Genomic DNA, 19394 nt, shown 5'->3' with positions numbered 1-19394 from the left:
CTATCTAACAGATGGATCAGCTCCCGGCCTTTGAATTTATTTCTTCGGTCTCTTCACAACGAGCCTGTAGGCTTCGGCTCTGCCTGCGGTGCGGCTGTCGCGAATGATCCGGATGACGTTCCCGACCTCGCCCCCGATAGCCTTCGCTGCAGGATCGTCGTGGTAGATTTTCGGTAATTGCTCTAGAGTTATATGGTACGTCGCAAGAAGGTCGGCGACCTCTTCCTCGTCCATAATCTGATGGTCCGGAACCATCTCGTGGTTGCGTACGTCAAGTGAAGTGCCCATCACCTACACCTCACCGACGAAAAAGTTGCGTATCAGATACATCACCTTGTTAAAACCCATAGACATCGCCCATGGCAACGGGCCCAAGGGGATTTGAACCCCCGACCACCTGGTTAAAAGCCAGGCGCTCTACCTAACTGAGCTATAGGCCCCGCGCGTACTGCCATCCAGCATTATTACAATGCGAGAATAGTATAAATAACTTACTTGCGGGCGTATCATATCATTCGCAGTCTAACGATATAAACCTTTCAATTACCAACCCGCTGCAGACCTACCGGAATGTTTAATGCTCCTCAAAGATTCTGTTTACATACATATTCCCGCAAATCAGGGTGCCCCATGATCCCCGCTAAAAACCGCCTGGAAAAGGCCATATCCGCCATATCATGGGTAACGCTGAGCATATACCTGCTCATCGCCGCCTCGCTCTCCCTGCTCGCGATATTCTCGTTCTACGACGTCATCATTCAGGTAGCGGCGCTCATCCATACCGATAATATGACGCAGGGCATACTCGAGGTTCTGCACGCGCTCCTTCTGACCCTCATTATCGTGGAGATCCTGGAGACGGTGACGGCGTATTTCAGGACCAACAGGGTGCTCGTGACGCCGATCCTGATTGCAGGCATCACCGCAATGGTGCGGCGGGTGCTGACCTTCGGGGTCGAACACCTCGACCCCGTCGATATCGGGATGACGCTCGCGGCGATTCTCGTGCTGACGATCGCGATCGTCTACATCGGGAAGCAGGAACGCGCGGATAGTTACTAGGGAGAAAGAAGGGGACCCTGACCGGGCTTAAAATCCGTTATACCGGGGCAGAGCCGTCAAACCGGAGAGCGAGGTCGATCAACGCGCCTCGAAAAGACCTTCAAACTCGGCGCGAACCTGATTCAGCCGCTCTTCCTGGATCTTGATGCTCGCCGCCATGCTCTTGATCGCCCTCGTGATGTCTTCGCCCATGCCCGCCCGGGTATCTTTGATGCTGTAGGTGGTCTCAAGGATCTTTAAGAGGCGGCGATTGATATCGACGCTCTTTGCGAGACGTTCGTACTCGTCGACGAGTTTTTGGTCCACGCCGGCTTCGCGCGCCCGCTCGATATTGGTGGCGATGGAGTGCCGGCGTGCCAGCACGTGCTCGATGGCCTCGTAGAGCTGGTGATGGGTGGTGGGCTTGAGGATGTAGTCCTCGATGTAGGGCCCGTATTCGTTCGCCTCTTCGGGCGTGAGGGGTTTTGCGGTCAGCATGAGGACGGGGATATGCCGCAGCGCGGGGCTGGTCTTGATCCGCTCGAGCGTCTCCCAGCCGTCCATCGGCTCCATCATGATGTCCAGAAGGACCAGGTCGGGAGGGGTCGCATTCAGGACCTCAAGACACTCCCCGCCACTGAAGGCGGTGATCGGCCGATAGCCACCACGCTCCAGCATGGTAACAAAAACATCGACGATCATGGGGCTATCGTCGACAACCAATATCGTATACATTATGCCTCCTCCTCTCCGATCCTGGCTGCTATGTCCAATAACTGTCTCTGTACTGTTGGGAGATCTGCTGACTTATCAATTACCGCCGTGATCAGGGTGGCCTCCCCGGCGCTCACGATGAGGATTGCAGCGTCGGCCGAGGCAACGGCGACCAGACACGGCCTCTCTACGTCAACGCTGCCGCAAGCCGCCTCCGCCGACGCGAGGACCGTTGCGCACATCGCCGCGAAAAGCGACGATGTAAGGTCACCTTCCGGGAAATGTTTGCCCAGAATTCTGCCCTCACTGGATACGAGAGCGCATGCGGTAACACCGACGACCGACTGGATCTCACCGATGTACCTCCGGGCACTCTCTTCCATAAAGGGATGACGGCTCATCATGCTAACCCCAAAATATCTCAGTGAGATATCTTCTTCGCATCATATATGAATATCGAATCTGCATTGCATCAAATCGCGTTGCTAACTCGCTTTTGCCACGCATAACACGGGATCACGGTCTCCGAGGGGGAAAAATTCTGTTGCCGCGGAGCCGCCCGTCTCCGCGGTATAACCATGAAACAGGGTCGTGAAGGTGTTCCGGCCCGTTTCCAGTCAGAATTGCCCCATAAGAAGTACCTCTGCCTTCAAAAACGATATTTGTGCTCTCCAATCTTACGAGGCAAATAAATAAGTTTATGTTTTGGAACTACGATCTATCCTTGAGACGGTTTTGGATGATCAGGGCCTACGCTATCGCCTCCGGAAAAGGCGGAACCGGAAAGACGACCGTCACCGCAAATCTGGGAACAGCACTGGCACAGCTCGGCAGGGAGACGTGCATCGTCGACACGGATGTCGGGATGGCCAACCTCGGACTGGTATTGGGGCTCGGCAAGACCCCGATCACGCTCCACGAGGTTCTGGCAGGGGAGGCGTCCATCCGGGATGCAATTTACGAGGGGCCGTACGGCCTCAAGGTAGTACCTTCGGGTCTCTCGCTCCAGGGGTTCCAGAACGCGAACCCCGAACGGCTCAGGGACGTGATGTGCGATCTCACCGACCGTTGCGATTTCCTGCTTCTCGATGCACCCGCCGGCATCGGCACGGATGGCGTCATACCGCTCACCGTGGCAGACGAGGTCCTGCTGGTCGTGAACCCCGAGATCTCATCGATCGTGGATGCTCTGAAGATTAAGATCCTGACGGAGACGGTCGGCGGCACCATGGGAGGGGCCATCCTCAACCGGGCGATACTGGAAGAGACCGACATGAGCCGGAAGAAGATCGAGAAGACTCTCGGCGTATCGATCATCGATACGGTGCCCGAAGACCCCAGCGTCCGAAGGGCGGCGGCGGCAAAGACACCGGTCGTCGTCAGTTCACCAGGCTCCGAATCATCGAAAGCGTTCAGAAGAATTGCAGCCACGTTGGCGGGCATCCCCGTTCTGGAGGAGCCGCACAAGGTGCAGGAAGGATTTGTCGAGCGGCTCGCCCGCGCACTATTCAGGAGGGAACCATGATACCTATAGATATTAACGCAGTCATGATAGTCCTGCTCTCGGTAACCATCGTCTGTCTGCTGTTTATCATGTACGTGATGTACGTGCGCATCCAGCAACTTCTCAAAGAGGTCGAAGCATTGACCGGCAGAATGGAGATCACCGGCACCGAACTGGAACAACTGACAAAAAGCGTCGAGGAGTACAAGAAAGCGCGCGGATAGAGGATCACTCCTCCCCCGCAAAGCGAAGATATATCTGTAATTCGAGCGTATGTAGTAAGGAAGGGGCCATAGGGTAGCCTGGCCATCCTAGGAGACTGGGGGTCTTCTGACCTGCGTTCAAATCGCAGTGGCCCCATCTGACCATTTTTTCTCTGTCCCCGACAGAATTATCCGTAGCATGAAGTTGACTGCAGACTGCACGGATTGCCTGATCAGCCGGGTCGAGTACGAGAGCCGGCTCTGCATCGACGATTCCCTGCGCGTCTCCGAGATCGTCGATGCGTGCCGGACCCTTCTTGAGCGCATCGCTGCCGACCCGGTTCCCGCACCCGTCATCGCGAGCCGGGTGCACCGGCTCGCCTACCGGATGATCGGCGATCCCGACCCCTACCGGTCGTTGAAGAAGGGCAACAACGCCGACGCGGCGGCTGTCTGCCGAGCAGTGCGCGGGGAACTTGCGACGTTCCGCGACCTTGCGCTTGCATCGGTCATCGGCAACACGCTGGACTACGGCTCACAGGCGCATACCGTCACGGATAACTTCGTCGAGTTCTTCCGCCGGGAGTTTGCGGCGGGGCTGACCGTCGACGACACCGCCGCGATCGAGGGGCTCGCCTCCCGGGTGGTCTACCTCGCCGACAACTGTGGAGAGATCGTCTTTGACGCCCTGTTCGCCGATTATCTCAAGAAAAACGGCGCGCACGTCACGTTCGCCGTCCGGGGAGCCCCGATCTTAAACGACGCAACGATGGAGGATGCCGTGGCGCTCGGGCTCGACCGCCGGGTCGACCTGCTCACCCCCACCACGGACGGCATCGCCGAACTCGGGCTCAACCGCGAGCACGCCCCGCCGGCGCTCGCCGACGCTCTCGACCGCGCGACGCTCGTCATCGCGAAGGGCATGGCGAACTACGAGTCGCTCTCCGACGGCCGCGATCTCCCTCCCGTCGCCTACCTGATGTCGGTGAAATGCGCCCCAATCGGCGCGGATATCGGTATCCCGGTCGGCTCCCGGGTCGCCCTCCTTCGGGAGTGAACACCGGCACCCGCACCGGATCCGGGCGTCATCCGACAGTCGACCATATAACTACCCACGCAAATTTTTTATGGAATAATAACGGCTCTTTCGGTTAACGATGATTTATAGAATCCCCGTTTAATATTTCAAGACATATATTCGTTTAGATATTTATTGGAAAATAATATATAAGCGACGTGATAACACTGAAGCGGGGAACTACCACACCCAGCATTCACCAGTCAATCAATTCCATCAGCAATCACCACAACCAGCTGCACAATCAAGCTCTACAACCAACGATGCAAGGGTTCGGTTCAGGGCACGGGCGTTCCTGAACCAGCGTTCAGCAACCACAAGCGAGATTACACCGGGCTACGAAACATTCGGGTGTGGCCCCCCCACCCTCATTTCATAAAGGCCAAACTTCACCTCGTTTTTATCAGTACCCGGATCGCAGGCAGCCTGAGCATCAGTGCTTCGTGGCTTCGCATTCTGAAAGAACGGGATTCAGGCTCTGTTGAGGGGCTATTTCTCTAACTCCGTTCATTCGCACCTGCCGGTGCTCACGCGTGACCTTTGGATTGTGTCCCAAACACGGATTCCGAGGGGGCATCGCCATTGGGGGTGGGGCTGACGGGGAGTTCGACCACCGTCAGGTGGGAAGGGGGGATGCTCCCCCCTCCCCTGTCCCCTCCTCCCTAAGGCGATACCCCCACGGTCCACTGCACGGGGACTTTTCTTTCTTTCAGTTGCGTTGTTGCTGGACCTCTGGACAGTCCACGCCCTCAATTTACAATCTCCAGAGGGGTTTCGAAGCAGGAACCTGACTACAGAAAACAGAAAACCGGAGAAAAGATAGGGGCGGCTTGCACCTCCGGTGCTTCTGCTCCGGCGACCCGCCGCAGTTCGCACCCGGATGGTGCTCGTGCCCCTCAACCGAAGATCTTGCGGGACATCTCCAGCGCCTCGATGGCGGGCATCTTCTTCCCGGTCAGGAACTCGATCGCCGCCCCTCCGCCGGTGGAGATGTGCGTAAACTCGCTCTCGAGACCGAGCCGCTCGATGGCCGCGCCTGAATGCCCGCCGCCCACCACCGAGAACTCCACGGTCGACGCCGCCCTCAGGAGTTCGAAGGTGCCGACGGCGAACTGCTCCTCCTCGAAGAGTCCCGCCGGTCCGTTCACCACGACCGTTCCCGAGTCCGAGATCGTCCTGGTGAGGCTCCCGATCGAGTCGCTCCCGATGTCGAGCACCTGGGCCTCCTCCGGGACGGCGTCCAGGGAGTACTCGACCCGCTCACCGTCTTCGCGGACGGCGACCGAGTGCGGGAGAGAGAGCCGGTCGCGGTAGGACTCCAGGAGGTCTTTCGCCTTATCGATCTCGGCCCGGTAGCCGAGATCGTCGATCAGCCGGGCCGACGGGCGCCCGATATCGTGGCCCGCCGCAAGCAAAAAGACGTTCCCCACCACGCCGACGACGATCACCCGGTCGGCCGTTCCTCGCGCGAGGACGTTCTCTGCGACCGCTATCGAGTCGTCCACCTTCGTCCCGCCGAGCACGAAGGTGACGGGACGCGGGGCGCCGGAAAATACCCGGGAGAGGTTCGCGACCTCCTTCTCCATCAGGAGACCGGCCACCGACGGGAGCACGAGCGGCAGCCCCACGATCGACGGCTGCGACCGGTGCGCCGTGCCGAACGCATCGTTGACGTACACATCGGCCATCGATGCCAGCCGCCGGACGAGGAGGGTCTTCTTCGCCTCCTCGGGCTTCAGGGTCAGGTTCTCCTCGGCGGCAAACCGGAGGTTCTCGAGCATCAGGACATCCCCGCGCTTCGCGTTCCGGATTGCATCCCGGGCGCACCGCCCGAAGATGTCCTCCACATACGTCACCGGGCGGCCGAGCAGCCGCTCCAGTTTTGCCGCATGTGCTTCAAGCGTCGTGAAATCCTTCTTGCCGGGCCTGCTCTGGTGGGTGAGGACGACAAGCCGCGCGTCCTCGAGTGCCTGCACCGTCGGCAGGTGTTCCCGGAACCGTTTGTCGTCCAGGATCTGGTTCGAAGAGGGATCGATGGGCGAGTTGAAATCAACCCGCAGCATCACCGTTCCCGTCAACTTCCCAGTATCTGCGAGCGTACCGATCTCCACCGGGTATCACCAGTCTCTCTTCAGGCACTCCGTGCCTTAATCTTTTTCAGGCGGAAGAGCTCCTCACGCTCCATCTCATCGAGCCGCATCTTGATGAAGTCCCGGGCCTCGGAGAGTTCGGGGATCACCTTGAACTCGAGCGCGTTCACGCGCCGCTTGGTGCTCTCGATCTCGTCGAGCAGCCGCTTCATCGTCGTCTCGATCTCGGCGGCCTCGATGATCGCCTCGAGCAGATCCTCGAACGCCTCCGCGGTCTCGTCGATGACGGCGGACGTGCCGAGCATCCCGTAGCCGCGGTCGAGCACGCCCTTCCTGACGGACGACGCCTGGATCTCCGGGACGACGACGCCCATGATGTTCTTGCTTTTGAGGGAGATGGCGGGGCTTTCCGCTGCCGAGAAGGCGGCGGCCTTCACCCCGATCGCGCCCTCGACGGTCTCCGCAAGGGCGATCATCTCCATTGCATGCTCGTAGCGCTCCAGGAGAGCGCCGCGGCTGTCTTTCGCCTGCTGCAGCACCTTGAAGAACTCCAGGATCAGCCCATCGCGCTTCATCTTGAGGATGTTATAGCCGCGCTCCGAGAGCTTGATCCGTCGCTTGACGTTGATCAGCTCAGATCGGGTCGGCTTGATATCTCGCAGCGCCATGGATACTTACCCCTGTGCCTTCTTCCGGTACTTCGGGTGGTACTTCTGGATCAGTTCGCGGTCGATACGGACGAGCTGCTCTTCGGGCAGCGTCGCAAGGAGTTCCCAGCCGAGATCGAGCGTCTCCTCGATCGACCGGTCTTCGTAGAGGCCCTGCCTGACGAACCGGTCCTCGAAGAGGTCGGCGAACTCAAGGAACATCCGGTCGCGCTCCGAGAGCGCGTCTTTCCCGACGATGGCGACGAGGCCCCGGAGATCGTTACCTTCCGCATATGCCGCGTAGAGCTGGTCCGAGACCTTCTTGTGGTCTTCGCGGGTGTGACCCTCGCCGATACCGAGGTTCATCAGACGCGACAGCGACGGCAGCACGTTGATCGGCGGGTAGATACCCTTCCGGTGCAGATCACGGTTGACCACGATCTGGCCTTCGGTGATGTAGCCGGTCAGGTCAGGGATCGGGTGAGTGATATCGTCGCCCGGCATCGTCAGGATCGGGATCTGGGTCACCGAGCCCTTGACGCCCTTGATGATACCCGCACGCTCGTAGATGCTTGCAAGGTCGGTGTACATGTAACCCGGGTAACCGCGCCGGCCGGGCACCTCTTCACGGGCCGCGCCGATCTGACGGAGCGCCTCGCAGTAGTTGGTCATATCCGTCAGGATGACCAGCACGTGGTAGCCGAGGTCGAACGCCAGGTACTCGGCGGTCGTGAGCGCGAGACGCGGCGTGATCGTCCGTTCGACGGCCGGGTCGTCGGCGAGGTTCAAGAAGACGACCGAGCGCTCGAGAGCGCCGGTCTTCTCGAAGTCGGCCATGAACTGGTTGGCCTCTTCCCGGGTGATGCCCATCGCCGCAAAGACCACGGCGAACTCTTCGGTCGAGCCGGGAACCTTTGCCTGCCGGGCGATCTGGAGCGCCACATCGTTGTGGGGCAGACCCGATGCCGAGAAGATCGGGAGTTTCTGACCGCGGACGAGGGTGTTCGTCCCGTCGATCGTCGAGATACCCGTCTGGATGAAATCCTCAGGCGAGGAGCGGGCGTAGGGGTTGATGGCCGCACCGGTGATCTCGAGCCTCTTTTCGGGCACGATCTCCGGGCCGCCGTCGATCGGTTTGCCGCCGCCGGAGAGGATACGGCCGAGCATGTCTTTTCCGACCGGCATCTTGATCGTCTCGCCGGTGAACCGGATGCCCGAGTCCCTGCCGATGCCGGCGGTGGTCTCGAAGACCTGGACGACCACGATCTCGTCGCTCGTATCCAGCACCTGGCCGCGCTTGACCGTGCCGTCGGCGGTCACGATGTTGACGAGTTCGCTGTAGCCGACCGGCTCAGTCTTCTCGACGAAGACCAGCGGCCCTGCAATCTGTGCAACCGTTCTGTACTCCTTCATGGTCACACCGTCCTCAGCGCGTCGAATTCAGCTTCCATATCCTTCATGATCTTCTCAAGCTCGGGCTCGTAGTCCCTGATGAACTTGATCTGCGGGAGCTCGTTCTTGCTCTTCACGCCGATGACCTGCTGCGGTGTCGCGCCGCCCGCCTGGGCGGTACGCGCGAGGTCGGCGTAGCGCTTGATCGCCTTCATCATGTCGTACTGCTTGGACATCGGGCAGAACGTGTCCACCGCATCGTAGGCGTTCTGCTGCAGGAAGATCTCGCGGATCATCCTGGCCACCTCGATGGTGACCTGCTCCTCGTCGGGCAGGGCATCGGAGCCGACCAGCTGAACGATCTCCTGGAGTTCGGCCTCCTTCTGGAGGACGCCCATCGCCCACGCCCGGAGCGGGTTCCACTCGGGCGAGACCTCTTTGTCGTACCACTCGTTGAGTGCGTCGAGGTAGAGCGAGTACGAGTTCAGCCAGTTGATCGCCGGGAAGTGCCGGCGCTGGGAGAGCTTCGCGTCCAGTGCCCAGAAGACCTTGACGATACGCAGGGTGTTCTGGGTGACCGGCTCGGAGAAGTCGCCGCCCGGCGGCGAAACCGCGCCGATGACGGAGACGGAACCGCCCTCGCCGTTCAGGGAGACGACACGGCCCGCACGCTCGTAGAACTCCGAGAGGCGTGCCGCAAGGTATGCGGGATAACCCTCCTCACCGGGCATCTCCTCAAGACGGCTCGAGATCTCACGCATGGCTTCAGCCCACCGGGAGGTGGAGTCGGCCATCAGCGAGACGTCGTAGCCCATGTCGCGGAAGTACTCGGCGATCGTGATGCCCGTATACACGGACGCTTCACGGGCCGCGACCGGCATGTTCGAGGTGTTCGCGATCAGCACCGTCCGCTCCATGAGCGGCTTGCCGGTCTTCGGGTCCTCGAGTTCCGGGAACTCCGTCAGAACCTCGGTCATCTCGTTGCCGCGTTCGCCGCAGCCGATGTAGACGACAATCTCGGCGTCCGACCACTTCGCCAGCTGCTGCTGGGTGACCGTCTTGCCGCTCCCGAACGGGCCGGGAATGGCCGCCGTTCCGCCCTTCGCGATGGGGAAGAGGCCGTCCAGGATCCGCTGACCGGTGATCAGCGGGATGTCCGGGTTGAGTTTCTCCTTCACGGGACGGGGCACACGGACCGGCCAGCGCTGGAGCATCACGATCTCGGTGCCGTCCTCAAGAACGCAGACGGTCTCGTCGACCGTGAAACTTCCGCCCGAGATCTCCTTGACCTTACCGCCCTTCGACCGGGGCGGGACCATGATCTTATGAACGATGTTCGTCTCCTGGACGGTGCCGATGACATCGCCGGCCTTGACTTCATCGCCCTTCTTCACCGTGGGCACGAACTCCCACTTCTTCTCGTGGGAGAGGCCGGGTGCCGAGACGCCGCGCTCGATGAAGTTGCCCATCTTGTCCACGAGCACCTCGAGCGGCCGCTGGATCCCGTCGTAGATACTGGTCAGCAGCCCGGGCCCGAGTTCTACTGCGAGCGAGAGACCGGTGTTTCCCACCGGCTCACCGGGTCTGATGCCGGCGGTATCTTCGTAGACCTGGATGATGATGTTCTCACCCTGGATCTTGATGACCTCCCCCATCAGTTCTTCATTGCCGACCTTCACCACGTCGTACATGTGTGCGTCGAGACCGACGGCAGTGACGACCGGCCCTGAAATCCGTTTCAGGACTCCCTGAGCCCTTTTTTCATTTGTTTTTTCCATTACTTCCACAGATCAACACCCACCGATCTCTTGATTCTCTCTCTCATCGACAGGCCGCCCTCTTCTCCGCCGATCGCGATCACCGTCGGCTTGACGGAGTTCTCGAGGATGGTGCGAAGCCGCAGGGGAATCCGCTCCATGTCGCTGCCTTTCAGCACGAGGATGCCGACGTCTTTGTCATCCAGCACCTGGTTGATATGCTCGACCAGCCGTTCGTCGGTCTCGGCCGCATAGGTCTTTTTGACACCCGCGAGCCTGAAACCGAGGATGAATTCACCGGTACCGACAACTGCGATCTCCATTCTACATCACCAGGTAGCCCTGTAACCGCTCACCGGGGAGGCCGGCTTCCTTGCCCCGGGCAAGGGCGCGAAGGTTCGCGACCTCGTACTTCTTCTTCTCCAGGTAGACGAGGATCGGAAGGATCGAGAACGCGTACCGCTTCGACATCCGCTCCATCTGGTCCAGCTGGACCCGGGTCAGCGCAACCTCGATCCCGTGGAGCGCGGTCTTGCCCCGGATCTCCTCAAGTGCGTTTAAGAGCGGGACCATCTTCACCTGCCGCTTCAGGGCGTCGATGAACTCGTCCCGGCTCTCGAGTCCCGAGAGCCGCTGCAACTCGTCCACCGTGAACGAACCGCCACCGATCATCAGTTCCCTGACGTCCTCGTGGACATGTCCGGCTCTGAGCCGGAAGAGGTTCTGGATGTTCCGGATATCGATCTCAAGCTGGATATACTTGAGGAAGATATCCCCACCCTTGACGCCTTCTTTTGCGTCCGCGATGAGCCGTGCGTAGTAACTCTTGTAGAGCTCGTTTTCCAGGTGAGCAAACGACCCGGTCTCCAGTGCGCCAGGCAACTCTCGCTCGATGACGGGGTAGAACCGCTCGCCCTTGAGCGCCTCGGCGACCCGCTCCGGCGACTCTTCCGCGACGAGGCGGTCGAGAACGACCCGATCGAGTCGGCCGGCCGGGACCAGGACCTCCTTGATCTTGCCGGGCTGCATCTTCTGCATCTTGCCGCGCAGGACGGTGACGACGTTCTGGATATCCCAGCGCCGCAGGTAACTGGCGGTAAAGTGCTTCAGGTCTCCCGGAACCAGTTCCAGGATGCTCTGGTACTCTTTCGCGAGGTTCCAGCTCAGGGCCACCTCGACGAGGTTGATTCCGGAGAAGGAGGTGCCGAGTTCATCGATCTCCGACCGGTAGGCGGTCTCGCCGATGAACCGGGTGATCTCAGGCAGGCTCATATTCAGCATCCGGAGATAGTCCTCGCGCGGTATCAGCAGCGATTTACGCACCCGCAGGCGGGTACAGGCGTAAATGTACTGGGCCGATCCGCTACTTACCCCTGCCATTTATGAACCCTCCTCATGTAAACAGAATATCTGACGCATCCTTCAGACCGGATTCCCAGATCTCGTCCAGGAACGTGCGGTAACTGTAATCGATCTGCAGTTCGCCGTCGTTGCTCTCGACGATGATCCCGCCGGGGATATCGAGCGGGGCGCCCACGGTGTAGCCCGAGAACATCTTCAGCTGAGAGAGGATCTCCTCGACAACCGGGGTGTCCCGCTCGTTCGCATGGACGACGCCCTTCTTGATCTCCTTTACCGCTCTCTTCAGCAGGGCTGTGAGCGCCTTCTCCTGGAACTCGGCGGGCAGATCACCGACAGCGGCAAGCGAGGCCGAATAGACCTGATCGAGGAGCGTCTTCTGGGCATTCAGGACCTGCCGCTTGACGACGAGGTTCGCCGCCGAGGCTTCCTGGTTGGTGATGTGGGTGGCTGCCCGGTCCGCTTCCTCCTGTGCCGACGCCTTGATCCCGGCGGCGCGGGTCTGCGCGTCCTTCAGGATCTCCTCGACGTCGGTCCGGGTCTCTGCCCGGATCGCCTCGACCTCCTTTCGCCCTTTCTCCCGGATCTCGTTGACAACTGCTTCGAGTCCCATGGTTCACTCCATCAGAACAGAAGCAGCAGTGCAACCACAAGACCGAAGATAACAATGGTTTCCGGAATCACCGTGAAGAGCAGTGCGAGACCGAACATATCCCTGTTCTCTGCGGTTGCACCGACGGCCGCCGCACCGATGCCCATCTCGGCAAGGCCGGTGCCGACGCCGGTGAGGCCTACTGCGAGCCCTGCGCCGACTGCGCTCATTCCTGCCTGCGATGCCTGTACCATTTCAAGAGTTGTAGCAACATCTACCATTTCCTTATTCCTCCGTAAACTTTGATTTCATACCGAATGGATTGTACTTTTTGCCTCCACCCTTGTAGAACTTGGTGAAGAACTCAACATAGTGAAGACGAATCGAATGCAGACCGCCGCCAAGGAGGCCGAGTGCCGTGTTCAGCACGTGCCCCATCAGGAAGACGAGAATGCCTACGATGATAAGGACCACACCGACGGGTGTGATTGCTTCAAGCTGAGGCTCTATCATCATCCCAATCGAGATGTAGTTGACCACCATCGCGATTGCGACCGAGGATAAGCCTACTGCCGTCAAACGAGCATAAGACAACACGTGACTGATGATCGTCGGAAGTTCGACGACCTCAAGCGGGTTCTCCTGCGCGATCCCGATGACACCGGCCACCAGGAGGACAACCCCTGTTACGGCGGCAACATTGAACCCCATGGCAACGACGGGAAGACCCGTCAGGTCGGGCATCAGCGGTATGGGGAAGAACGCCCAGATCATGAGCAGAATACCCCACATGACCCCCAGCCAACCGAGGTTGGAGAGCATCGCCTTCATCGCGTGTTTGCCGTGGTAAAGGCTCCGTGCGTTGCGTGTGCCGATAAGACGCCCAAGCGTGATATGCAGAATACCGATCCAGATTGCAACGATCATCAGTTCGACGACCTGGGGACCGTGACCGGTCGCGGCTCCTCCGATGTTGAGGTGGCGGGAGAAGATCAGCGTCGGCCATGGGAGCGAGAACCCGAAGGCTTCGCTGTAAAGCACGCCGAAGATGATACTTGATATGCTTGAGATACTGAGCACCTTGAGAAGGGCTCTTCCGCCTTCACCCTTCAGGAATTTCCGCAGGCCGAGGCTCAGGGCGAGCAGAACAGCGCCGTAGCCCACGTCGCCAAGGATCATCCCGAAGAAGATGGGGAACGCGATAGCCAGCAACAGTGTCGGATCAAACTCGGAGTACCGCGGCCGGCCATAGAGGTCCATGAGCAACTGTGAAGGTCTGGCAAACGACGGGTTCTCGTACTCCACCGGAACTGCGGTGTCGTCGTCGATCTCCAACTCCTCGATATAGATCCTGCCGCCGGTCGCTTTCTCCAGCGCGGCCTGGATCCTGTCTGCCCGGTCTTCAGGCACCCATCCTTCGGTGATGAAGGTCTCTTCCGTGGTAGCAAACCGCAACGGGGCTTCCGCCCGCTCTACGTCAGCCGTGAGTAGTTCATCGCATGCTACCAGGAAGTCGGTGTGCCTCTCCCGGATCCCTGCAATCTTTTCGTTGATTGCAACGATCTCGCTCTCGATCCGCCGGGCCTCGTCCAGGTGGGCCTTCATACGGTCGGCCGGCGCCCCGGTCTCCTCCGGGACGGGAATTGCCTGGAACCCGGCATCGAGGAGAGTCCGCTCGACCTGCTCGCGGTGCTCGTTCTGCACCACGACGACGATCATGTTGCCGGCCACCTTGTCGGAGAAGTACTTCTCGTTCGGGACGTCGATCTCGACGTCGTGGCTCATGTGTCCGGTAAAGACGGTAAACCGTGTATAACCGCGATAAAATTCCAGATCCAGGGGAACCGCAGCAAACGGTTCGAGTTCCCTCGCCCGCTGCTCGTGCTCCTTCTGCCGCGTCTCCAGCCTTGAGCGGGAACCGACGAGATCTTCCGTCTCCTTCTGGATAGACGGAAGATCCGTCCGGATCATCTCCCGGACCTTCGATGCGGGGAGCCGCTCCCTGATCTCTACGTTCTCGGAGTCGATCCCGCACGCATTCTCGATTGCTCTGACCTTGATGAGCGCCGAAGCCGCGTCGCTCGCCCCGGAAAGAGGGTGACCGATCGACAGCGCTCCGGGTGTACTCTCCGGCACGAAGTCTTCGATATGATAGACGTTGTGCCGGTAGAGTTCTCCGATGATGGTGTCGATCTCACTCTTCGGGGCCGCGATGAGCAGCCGGCGCATCCGTTCAGGCCTTAACATGCAGATGCTCCTTAAACCGTGTGACAATAAAATCTACAGCTTCTGCAAGGTTCTTGTTCCCGGACGCTTTCAGCGCCTCTGCGCGCGTTTCGCCCTCCCTGACAATCTCCGCGTATCTGTTCTGCGCCTGGGCTCGTGCCTCAGCCAGGCGCTGATTCCTATAATCTTCGGCACCTTTCTGTGCCTTGACGATCAGGTTATCAGCCTCCAGCTCGGCATCGGAGAGGTTCTTCTTCCTCTCCGCCTGCGCATCACGGATCATCGCCTGATACTCTTCTTCAGTTTCCCTGATGCTTTTCAGGACATCGGTCTTCATCAAACCCTCCTTCTCACGGCGTATGAATATTTGATGAAATTGAGCATATATTTATTGTTGTTTGTCCGCTGAGGATTTTTCCGCATTCAGATGCTTCACCTCAGCCCCGGGAGGCAGGTTTTCAATCGCGAGACCCCCGGGAACCCCCGCAAGCGAGAGCCCGGAGAACTCTGCCGACGAGCAGAGCAGGTGCTGCTCGGGGTGGGTTCCGCGCCGAATATCGCAGGCTAAAAGGATCGCCGGGGCGACAGAAACGACCATCGAGAGCCGCTTCGAACCCGGATGACCTTTCGGGAGGACAACAAGCGGTATATGGTAGCGCCGGACCAGCTCGAGCATCATGCGTGCCTGCTCGATGGGTCCGCCTTCCGGCATGGAGACCGCGACCAGATCGTCGGGGTCGACCCCCTGGCAGTACTCGTCGTCCGGGGCCTCGATGAAGAGCGTAAACCGTGAGCCGGCTTTCGCCACAAGCAGAAAAGAGCGTTCTCCCCGGATGATGAGAGGTTCGCCGCCGAGGGGGACGGTGATCGCGCCCGCCCCGGTGGGGGAGACCCCGGAAGCGCTGTTTTCAGAGTTCTTCGACATCTTCGGACTGGCAACTCGGGCACATCGGCCGCTTTCCTATGCCCTTGAACCGCTCGCCGCACTCTTTGCAGCGGTAATTCTTGCCTTTCACCCGCTCGTTGAACTCAATGTCGACCGGTCCACCGACTGTACACATCTGGCATCACCAGAAGAGAGAGTGGCGGGCAGAGGATAAAACCCTATCGCGGCACCCCGGGCGGGTAGCGGAAGAGAGGGGGTTGGCCCGGCGGAGGGAGCGCCGCATTGCCCGGATGTCGTGAGATGTCGCGGCCCTAGATGACGACGGTGAAGACCACGAGCGCGATGATGAGCATCACGGCCGCGTGCTTGACGCCCGCCCGGAGCGATCCCTCCCCCATCTGCCCGGCGATCAGGCCGGAGAAGAGCGCCTGGATGAGGCAGCCGTGGTAGAGGAGGCGTTCGAAGGTTATGATCGGGGTGTTCCCGAGAGGCACCGGGCCGGCGACCGGGTCGCCGGCGGCGAGGGCGTTGATCTCGGCGAGCACAGAGAGGAACTGGGTATCGATGACGGCCACGACGAAGAGGAAGACGATGAAGACCAGGTAGACGATGGCGGTGTAGATGAACATCTCGGACCGTCTCTCGCGTTTGAGGTTCTCCGAGATCGCTGCATCGCGGGCTGCGATGTTCAGCACTTCGCCGATATCGCCGGTCATCCGGCTCGCCGTCGTGATCAGGGTGACCACCCGGGCTATGGTGGGGGTGCGTATCCGGACCTCGAACCGGACAAGCGCTTCCTGGACGCTCGCACCCCAATCGATGTCGCGCTGGATCTTCCTGATCTCGTAGGTCAATACACCGAGATCGGCCTTTACGAGGACCTGGATCGCCTGCGCGAGGGTCAGACCCACCTGGTTTATCCCGGAGAGACGGTGCAGGAACTCGGGGATGCTCGCCTCGAGGTCCATCACCTTCTCTCTCCAGAGCTGGTGAAAGATGCCGAAGGGAAGGAGGACGATGAGGAGCGCCACGATCAGGTGGTCGTCCAGCACGTCGATGAGGATCTCGACATCGGGATAGGCCGGGGTCGCGAGGAGGGTGAGAAGGACGTACGCGAGCGCGACCGGCACCGTCACGTAAAGCGTCCGGTTCGGCTCGATGAGGAACGCCCGGAGGGGGTGGCGCAGGAAGGATCGGAACGCTTTCATCTTATCGTAGCGCTCCAGTCTCCGGAAAAGCGGCTCGTTTCCGGCCTGCTTATCGACCCGGACGTCGTCGAACTCATGGAGCCATCTCGTCTCCGTATACTTCTCGACCGTCTCGGTCTTGATCGAGACGGCATCGATTGCGAGGATGAAGAAGAGCGATCCGACCGGAACGAGGAGGTAGATGACGATCGAGAGTTGCATCACGGGAGCGGTGCTCACAAAACCCATGACGACCATGACGATGATGAGGAAGAGCGGGGCCGCGACAAAGAGCACCACATACGACTCGGCCGCCATCTGAAGCGTGGAGAGGAAGGTCTTCTGCTCGAACCGGGCATCCTCCTGGTACACCCGCACCCGGGTTTCAAGGAACGCGAGTACGTCCCCACCGCTCTCGATCACCGAGATGAGATCCTGGACGAACTCCTGCAGTTTCTCCGACGGGGTCGTCTCCTGCAGGTGCCGGAGCGCCGTGATCAGGTCGTAGCCGAAGTAGTCGGTGTCCCGGACGACCCGCCTGAACTCGTGAACCACTTCGCCGTAGATCGCCGCGTTCTCGCTGATCGACCGGAATATCGTCACCATCTGTGCGCCGCCCCGGCGCAGGGCATACATGTAGGAGACCGCGTTGTGCAGCAGCAGGTTGATCCGGGTCGCCCGGTTCTTCTTCACGAGAGACGGGTAATACAGGAAGAAGAGGTAGGCTGCGTCGGCAGCGAGGACGAAGATGACTGCGGTTAGAACGACCTGGAGGATCATGACCGCGGTCCCGGTCAGTTCGAGCGCCGGTATACCGAGACGAAAGATGTTATGGATCCCGATATGGAACTCTGGGAGCGAGAGGAGATTCATCACGAAGAATCCCGCTATCGCGCAAAAGAGGCCGAAAAGCCCGGACGCGAAGAACGTGCGCAGGAGGTAGCGGTCAAGCGTGATCCCCATGTTCGCCGCGACGAGGGCGTTGTGGAGGTCGCGGTAGCGCAGGGGATCCCCCTCCACCCTACGGCGGATGAAGCGGCGGAACTGCACGCAGAAAGGCGGCCTCACCGGATCAACTCACCCAGGTCGTCAAGGGAGGCAAGCACGCGGTCGCGCTGGACCGTCCAGGTCTGGATGATCCGGGCAACCGCCCGGTAGTCCCTGATTCCCTGCTCATGCATCGCAAGCAGGACGGTTCGCCGGATCCGGAGTTCTTCCTCGAGCCGGCTCCGGCTCCAGCCGCGATACTCCATGATCTCGGTAAATATCCGGGATCGCCCGGAATAGGAGAACGTGTCGGCCACGGGGTCGTACTCGAAGACCGTGTTCACCTGGAAGTTCCCGGTGAGGGGGTCGATCCCGGTGAGCTCGACGATCTCACGGCACCTTCTCACGCGGTCGCGCCCCCGGTGGGTGAGCGCCTGAACCGATATGACGTCGAGCGCCTGGAGCATGTTCCTCGGCACGTTGAGCGGTTCGCTCCCCAGGCGATGGATTGCCGCATCGACGTCGCTTGCATGCATCGTGGAGAACGTCGTGTGCCCGGTGTTCATCGCCTGAAAGAGTGTCTGGGCCTCGCTTCCCCTGACCTCCCCGACCAGGATGTACTCGGGGCGCTGCCGCATCGCGGCCTTGAGGAGCTCGAACATCTCGATGACGGTGGTGCCGGTTCCCTCCGAGACGGTATCCCGCGTGACGCTCGCAATCCAGTTCTCGTGGTAGAGCGTGATCTCCCGGGTGTCCTCGATGGAGACGATCTTTGAGAGAGGGGGGATGAAGAGGGCGACCGCGTTGAGTGAGGTGGTCTTTCCCGACGCCGTGCCGCCGACAAAGAGCAGACTCTTGTTGTTCTCAATCGCCATCCAGAAGTAGACGATCTGGTCGACGTCGAAGGTGTTCGATTCGATCAGTTCCACGGGCGTAAACGGCGTCTCACGGAACTTCCGGATGGTGAACGACGTCCCGCGGGGGGTGACTTCATTGCCGAACGCAAGCTGCAGCCTCGAACCGTCGGGGAGGGTCGCGTCTACGAGCGGGCTCCCTATGGAGACGTGTTTGCCCGAACGCTGGGCGAGCGTGATCGCGAGTGAGTTCAAGGCCGGCTCGTCGAACCGGATCGTCGTCCTGATGTTCTGATACTTCCGGTGGTAGAGGAAGAGGGGGATCTTCGTGCCGTCGCAGGAGATATCCTCGATCCCGGGATCTCTCATCAGGGCGTCGATACGCGACCAGCCGAGGAAGTTGCGTTCGAGGTAGTAGCGGATCCGGAATATCGAAGTGTCGGGAAGAGCGAGGCCGTACTCCGCGAGCAGGTCCTGTATCTTCCTCGCGAGGACTGCCCGGCGGTCGGTGGCCGGGTCGTGATCGTCGAGGATCAGGACGTCGCGAAGGTCCGCAAAGAGCCTCTCAAGGAGTTCGTACTCGAGGTCCGAGAGCACCGGCTCGAAGAGAAGATACTCGACGTGGTTCGTCTCTCTGTTGCGGGCTATCACGACGAGCGCGAGGCCCTCGGTGACCCAGTAGCGCTCAAGTTCTTCGTAAGCTGAAGAGAGCTCCGCTTCCGCGAGGAATCCGTGCGCCTCAGGGTTATACTCGCCGGGAGGGACGTCGCGTCTCCGGGAACGGAGAACGCGTTCAAGAAAACGGGAAGCCGGGTTATCGCTTTCCGATATCATCGCGACATCCGCACCTGAAACATGTCCGTAAAAATCTTCGCAA

At 60.1% G+C, this 19394-nt stretch carries 21 protein-coding genes and 2 tRNA genes; 5 read left to right on the top strand and 18 right to left on the bottom strand.

What is annotated here, in order from left to right:
- Window positions 1-36: 36 nt before the first annotated feature.
- Together L21_RS06295 and L21_RS06290 are read right to left on the bottom strand one after the other, a co-directional pair.
- Complete coding sequence (locus tag L21_RS06295) at window positions 37-288, bottom strand: DNA-directed RNA polymerase subunit H (protein ID WP_074369643.1); 252 nt, start codon at window positions 286-288, stop codon at window positions 37-39.
- 78 nt (window positions 289-366) lie between these two features.
- A tRNA-Lys gene (locus tag L21_RS06290) sits at window positions 367-440 on the bottom strand.
- Between the two features lie 190 nt (window positions 441-630).
- Here L21_RS06290 and L21_RS06285 point away from each other — a divergent pair.
- Window positions 631-1062: a phosphate-starvation-inducible PsiE family protein gene (locus tag L21_RS06285; RefSeq protein ID WP_074369642.1), complete on the top strand. Its 432-nt coding sequence runs from the start codon at window positions 631-633 to the stop codon at window positions 1060-1062.
- 78 nt (window positions 1063-1140) lie between these two features.
- Here L21_RS06285 and L21_RS06280 read toward each other — a convergent pair whose 3' ends face one another.
- Window positions 1141-1776 carry a response regulator gene (locus L21_RS06280; RefSeq protein WP_074369641.1) on the bottom strand — a complete coding sequence of 212 codons (636 nt, stop codon included), beginning with the start codon at window positions 1774-1776 and terminating at the stop codon, window positions 1141-1143.
- Window positions 1776-2138, bottom strand: coding sequence for a roadblock/LC7 domain-containing protein (locus tag L21_RS06275; protein ID WP_256712529.1), 363 nt, complete (start codon window positions 2136-2138; stop codon window positions 1776-1778). The genes L21_RS06280 and L21_RS06275 overlap by 1 nt, the downstream gene beginning before the upstream one ends.
- Window positions 2139-2494: 356 nt before the next feature.
- Here L21_RS06275 and minD point away from each other — a divergent pair, with 356 nt between their 5' ends.
- From minD to L21_RS06255, 4 genes are all read left to right on the top strand, one after another.
- Complete coding sequence (minD, locus tag L21_RS06270) at window positions 2495-3280, top strand: cell division ATPase MinD (RefSeq protein WP_074369640.1); 786 nt, start codon at window positions 2495-2497, stop codon at window positions 3278-3280.
- Entirely contained in the window at window positions 3277-3483 is a 207-nt protein-coding gene (locus tag L21_RS06265) for a hypothetical protein (protein ID WP_143727224.1), read from the top strand. Before minD ends, L21_RS06265 begins: the two co-directional genes overlap by 4 nt.
- A 62-nt stretch (window positions 3484-3545) precedes the next feature.
- Window positions 3546-3619: transfer RNA gene (locus tag L21_RS06260), tRNA-Pro, on the top strand.
- A gap of 42 nt (window positions 3620-3661) precedes the next feature.
- Entirely contained in the window at window positions 3662-4519 is an 858-nt protein-coding gene (locus L21_RS06255) for a damage-control phosphatase ARMT1 family protein (RefSeq protein ID WP_074369639.1), read from the top strand.
- A gap of 917 nt (window positions 4520-5436) precedes the next feature.
- On the opposite strand, the gene L21_RS06250 is transcribed toward L21_RS06255, so the two are convergent.
- From L21_RS06250 to L21_RS06190, 14 genes are all read right to left on the bottom strand, one after another.
- Complete coding sequence (locus L21_RS06250; RefSeq protein ID WP_074369638.1) at window positions 5437-6651, bottom strand: phosphoglycerate kinase; 1215 nt, start codon at window positions 6649-6651, stop codon at window positions 5437-5439.
- 20 nt (window positions 6652-6671) lie between these two features.
- Window positions 6672-7298, bottom strand: a complete 627-nt coding sequence (locus L21_RS06245; protein WP_074369637.1) for a V-type ATP synthase subunit D — start codon at window positions 7296-7298, stop codon at window positions 6672-6674.
- A gap of 6 nt (window positions 7299-7304) precedes the next feature.
- Complete coding sequence (locus L21_RS06240) at window positions 7305-8690, bottom strand: ATP synthase subunit B (protein WP_074369657.1); 1386 nt, start codon at window positions 8688-8690, stop codon at window positions 7305-7307.
- Window positions 8691-8692: 2 nt separating this feature from the next.
- Window positions 8693-10447: an ATP synthase subunit A gene (locus tag L21_RS06235; protein WP_074369636.1), complete on the bottom strand. Its 1755-nt coding sequence runs from the start codon at window positions 10445-10447 to the stop codon at window positions 8693-8695.
- Window positions 10447-10749, bottom strand: a complete 303-nt coding sequence (locus L21_RS06230; protein ID WP_074369635.1) for a V-type ATP synthase subunit F — start codon at window positions 10747-10749, stop codon at window positions 10447-10449. Before L21_RS06230 ends, L21_RS06235 begins: the two co-directional genes overlap by 1 nt.
- 1 nt (window position 10750) lies before the next feature.
- Entirely contained in the window at window positions 10751-11806 is a 1056-nt protein-coding gene (locus tag L21_RS06225) for a V-type ATP synthase subunit C (protein WP_074369634.1), read from the bottom strand.
- 13 nt (window positions 11807-11819) lie between these two features.
- On the bottom strand, window positions 11820-12398 hold the full coding sequence (locus L21_RS06220) for a V-type ATP synthase subunit E family protein (RefSeq protein WP_074369633.1): 579 nt from the start codon (window positions 12396-12398) through the stop codon (window positions 11820-11822).
- Window positions 12399-12409: 11 nt separating this feature from the next.
- A complete protein-coding gene (locus L21_RS06215) occupies window positions 12410-12658 on the bottom strand; it encodes an ATPase (RefSeq protein ID WP_074369632.1) in 249 nt (82 codons plus the stop codon).
- Window positions 12659-12662: 4 nt separating this feature from the next.
- Window positions 12663-14624: a V-type ATP synthase subunit I gene (locus L21_RS06210; RefSeq protein ID WP_074369631.1), complete on the bottom strand. Its 1962-nt coding sequence runs from the start codon at window positions 14622-14624 to the stop codon at window positions 12663-12665.
- Window positions 14611-14940 (bottom strand): V-type ATPase subunit subunit G family protein, encoded by a 330-nt coding sequence (locus L21_RS06205; RefSeq protein ID WP_074369630.1) that lies wholly within the window; start codon window positions 14938-14940, stop codon window positions 14611-14613. The genes L21_RS06210 and L21_RS06205 overlap by 14 nt, the downstream gene beginning before the upstream one ends.
- A gap of 51 nt (window positions 14941-14991) precedes the next feature.
- On the bottom strand, window positions 14992-15528 hold the full coding sequence (locus L21_RS06200) for an alpha/beta hydrolase (RefSeq protein ID WP_074369629.1): 537 nt from the start codon (window positions 15526-15528) through the stop codon (window positions 14992-14994).
- Window positions 15512-15664 (bottom strand): hypothetical protein, encoded by a 153-nt coding sequence (locus L21_RS14080; RefSeq protein WP_178377690.1) that lies wholly within the window; start codon window positions 15662-15664, stop codon window positions 15512-15514. The genes L21_RS06200 and L21_RS14080 overlap by 17 nt, the downstream gene beginning before the upstream one ends.
- Before the next feature lie 136 nt (window positions 15665-15800).
- Window positions 15801-17726, bottom strand: coding sequence for a type II secretion system F family protein (locus L21_RS06195; protein WP_074369656.1), 1926 nt, complete (start codon window positions 17724-17726; stop codon window positions 15801-15803).
- 14 nt (window positions 17727-17740) lie between these two features.
- Entirely contained in the window at window positions 17741-19351 is a 1611-nt protein-coding gene (locus L21_RS06190; RefSeq protein WP_074369628.1) for a type II/IV secretion system ATPase subunit, read from the bottom strand.
- Between the last annotated feature and the right edge of the window lie 43 nt (window positions 19352-19394).

Origin of the sequence: Methanoculleus chikugoensis (assembly GCF_900095385.1) — an archaeon.
Lineage (GTDB): Archaea > Halobacteriota > Methanomicrobia > Methanomicrobiales > Methanoculleaceae > Methanoculleus > Methanoculleus chikugoensis_A.
This window is presented reverse-complemented; position numbering and strand designations above follow the sequence as displayed.